6 protein-coding genes are annotated in these 2,481 nt (G+C 25.2%); all 6 read right to left on the bottom strand.

Annotated features, from left to right (window positions below; translation table 11 throughout):
- Nucleotides 1-22 precede the first annotated feature (22 nt).
- Entirely contained in the window at nucleotides 23-655 is a 633-nt protein-coding gene (locus tag H2280_RS08205) for a hypothetical protein (RefSeq protein WP_337216233.1), read from the bottom strand.
- Nucleotides 655-1,005 carry a hypothetical protein gene (locus tag H2280_RS08200; RefSeq protein ID WP_337196252.1) on the bottom strand — a complete coding sequence of 117 codons (351 nt, stop codon included), beginning with the start codon at nucleotides 1,003-1,005 and terminating at the stop codon, nucleotides 655-657. Before H2280_RS08200 ends, H2280_RS08205 begins: the two co-directional genes overlap by 1 nt.
- Before the next feature lie 70 nt (nucleotides 1,006-1,075).
- Entirely contained in the window at nucleotides 1,076-1,594 is a 519-nt protein-coding gene (locus tag H2280_RS08195) for a hypothetical protein (protein ID WP_337216232.1), read from the bottom strand.
- Nucleotides 1,595-1,641: 47 nt separating this feature from the next.
- Nucleotides 1,642-1,770, bottom strand: coding sequence for a glycohydrolase toxin TNT-related protein (locus H2280_RS08190; protein WP_337196254.1), 129 nt, complete (start codon nucleotides 1,768-1,770; stop codon nucleotides 1,642-1,644).
- A 35-nt stretch (nucleotides 1,771-1,805) separates the two neighbouring features.
- Nucleotides 1,806-2,183, bottom strand: a complete 378-nt coding sequence (locus tag H2280_RS08185) for a hypothetical protein (protein WP_137624112.1) — start codon at nucleotides 2,181-2,183, stop codon at nucleotides 1,806-1,808.
- Between the two features lie 77 nt (nucleotides 2,184-2,260).
- Nucleotides 2,261-2,481, bottom strand: a 221-nt coding sequence (locus tag H2280_RS08180) for a hypothetical protein (protein ID WP_337216231.1), incomplete at its 5' end; no start/stop codon positions are given.

Here is a 2,481-nt window from a genome sequence, read left to right as displayed (position 1 = left end):
AAAACATATAAGGATTATCTATTTATTCTTTATCTAAATTTATTTCCATGATGTTAATTTCATCTTCTATTTCTTGCGTATTTTTTAAACATAGTTTTATTTTATTTGCACCCATTGGGGTTAAAACAGTGAAATATCTAACATTGTTTTCATAAAAGTCCCAAATTTCATCAAATTCTAAATAATTTGCCAACCCATATTCCTTAAATTCACATTCTTTATAGATTGATTTTAAAAATTTTGGCACTTCATTAAGAATAAAAAGTATTTTTATTTTTTCTTTTTGAGAGCTAAGGTCTAATTCTTTAACCAGATTGTTTTGATATGTTTGTTTGATTGTTTCTATTATTTTTTCATTATTGCAATTTTTTAAATCATTAAGATTAATATCTATTTCTTTTTTTAACTCTAATTCTTGAGCTTGATAATTTATATTTTTACAATTAGAATTTTGTGGTAATAATATATTTAATGTTTCATCACTTTTAAGAATTAATTTTGCTATATTCATCATTTTGATATTTAATTCTAATATAGCATGAAAATCTTTTTTAGATAGAAAACTATTTATGTATTTTTTTACATTTTTAACATCTAAATTTTCATCAGATAAAATTTGTATGATTTTATCTAAAAATATAGGTTGGGGGAGCATTAAAACTCCTTAAGATCTAAACTTTCAAGTTCTTTTAGACTCATTGCTCTAATTAAAATTCTTTCTTCTGATTGCATTAAAGAAAAATCTTGTAGTTTTTCTAGTGCTTCTTTATATTCTAAATATCCTAAAGGTTTATCTTCACTAATGCTAAAAAAGCTTAATCTCCATTGGGCTTCTTCGTCTTCATCATCTAATTCAAAATTTTCCCAAGGTTCTTTAAAAAGAATAGTATCAGTATCTTCACTAAGGGTGAAATTTATTATTAATCCATCTGGTGTATCATAAAGTTTAGGCATAGCCTCATAAGCTTCTTCCCAACGTTTTTTTAAAAGTTCCAAATCTTCCATGAGTTCTCCTTTAATGTCAAATAAAATTATAGCTAAAAATCTTTTTAAATCAAATCACAGGAAAAACATTTTACGCAAAACTAATTCTATTTTGTTTAATCATTCTAGCACGATTGATAAGAGCATAGAGGGCTATATCTTCATCGTTGAGTATTCTTTGAAAGGTACTGCTATATCTATCCCCATCAAATTCAATACTTCTATATTCTATAAGCTCTGCTTTAGCATTAGTGATAAAAGATATATATTTATCTCTTTGTTTATCATGTTTAATACCTGCACATAAAGGTTTAAGTGCTTCATCATACCAAATCACTTCTAACTTTTCTTCTTTGATGATTCTTAATGCTACTTCTTTTCCATTTCTCATTGAATAGTCTTCATTTGCGTTAAAATATTTTTGCCTATAATTCATTTTTAACATTTTATTAATTGCTTCTTTTTCATTATCAAAAGAATATTCATCTTCAACACCTCCTCTTTTTCCAATATAAATAGTTTCATATTTATTGTTATTAGGATTAAACCAAATTGTAAAATGATATTCCCCAGACGCATTATCATAATCACGCCAAGTTACATAAATCAACTTTTCTTCTTCTATAATTAATTCTGCTTGTTCTCTTGTCTTTATTATTATATTTGTTTGATAAAACCTAATTGCATTAAGCGTTCTATGGAAATAGGAAGTTTAATCTGTGTTCCTCCACCTTCTTGATCAAAGTATGGAGATATTTTACCTATTCTAGCCATGAAAAGCCTTATGGGTTTTAGGGTAATCTTAAATTTTTTGAAAATTTTTACAAATACACTTTTTTATTGGTGTTTGATAATAACTTAATAAAAATATCATTATCATCCCAAGAATAACACTCAATCATTGATAATAAACCATTTTCAATATAAATCATAGCTCCACCTATCACAACACCATTTAAAAATAGATTTAAGGAATTAGTAAAACCATTGACTTGAATTTTTGGTCTTGCGGGATTAGTTTTTATATTGGCAAAATATCCACACTCATCAGCTTTTCTAGAAACAATATTAGCATGTCTAAAATGATCTAAAAGTAATTTTTGTTCTTTGGAAAAACATTCAATAATTTTTTTCTCCAATTCTTGAATATTAATTAAATGTTCTAGATTGAAACATTGTTCCAATTTTTGGTTTTCCATTTTTTATAACTCCTCTTACTTCAATATTAAATCCATTAATATTTATAATATACCCTTGTGCAAAATTTTCAGAAACTTTACCGCTTGCATAATCTTTTTCTATTTTTTTTCAAAACCGCACTATAAGCTTTTTCTTTCGAATTGCCAAAAGACTTTAAAAAATCATCTAAATCATGTTCTTTTTTATTAAATATGTGGTTGAATTTATTTTGAATACTATTAGTTTGATTAGCACTTTCTAATAAATTAAACTTCTCTTTTGTTGTGTATTTTATAATATCTAAATTTTCTTTATTTA

This window comes from Campylobacter sp. 2457A, from assembly GCF_020135895.1.
GTDB lineage: Bacteria > Campylobacterota > Campylobacteria > Campylobacterales > Campylobacteraceae > Campylobacter_D > Campylobacter_D taeniopygiae.
The sequence above is the reverse complement of the archived record's forward strand: the minus strand, read 5'-3'. Positions and strand labels throughout refer to the sequence as shown.

What these genes read in the sequence shown, in the direction of transcription:
- H2280_RS08205 (WP_337216233.1), bottom strand. Translation starts at nt 655, where the DNA reads ATGCTCCCCCAACCTATATTTTTAGATAAAATCATACAAATTTTATCT.
- H2280_RS08200 (WP_337196252.1), bottom strand. Translation starts at nt 1,005, where the DNA reads ATGGAAGATTTGGAACTTTTAAAAAAACGTTGGGAAGAAGCTTATGAG.
- H2280_RS08185 (WP_137624112.1), bottom strand. Translation starts at nt 2,183, where the DNA reads ATGGAAAACCAAAAATTGGAACAATGTTTCAATCTAGAACATTTAATT.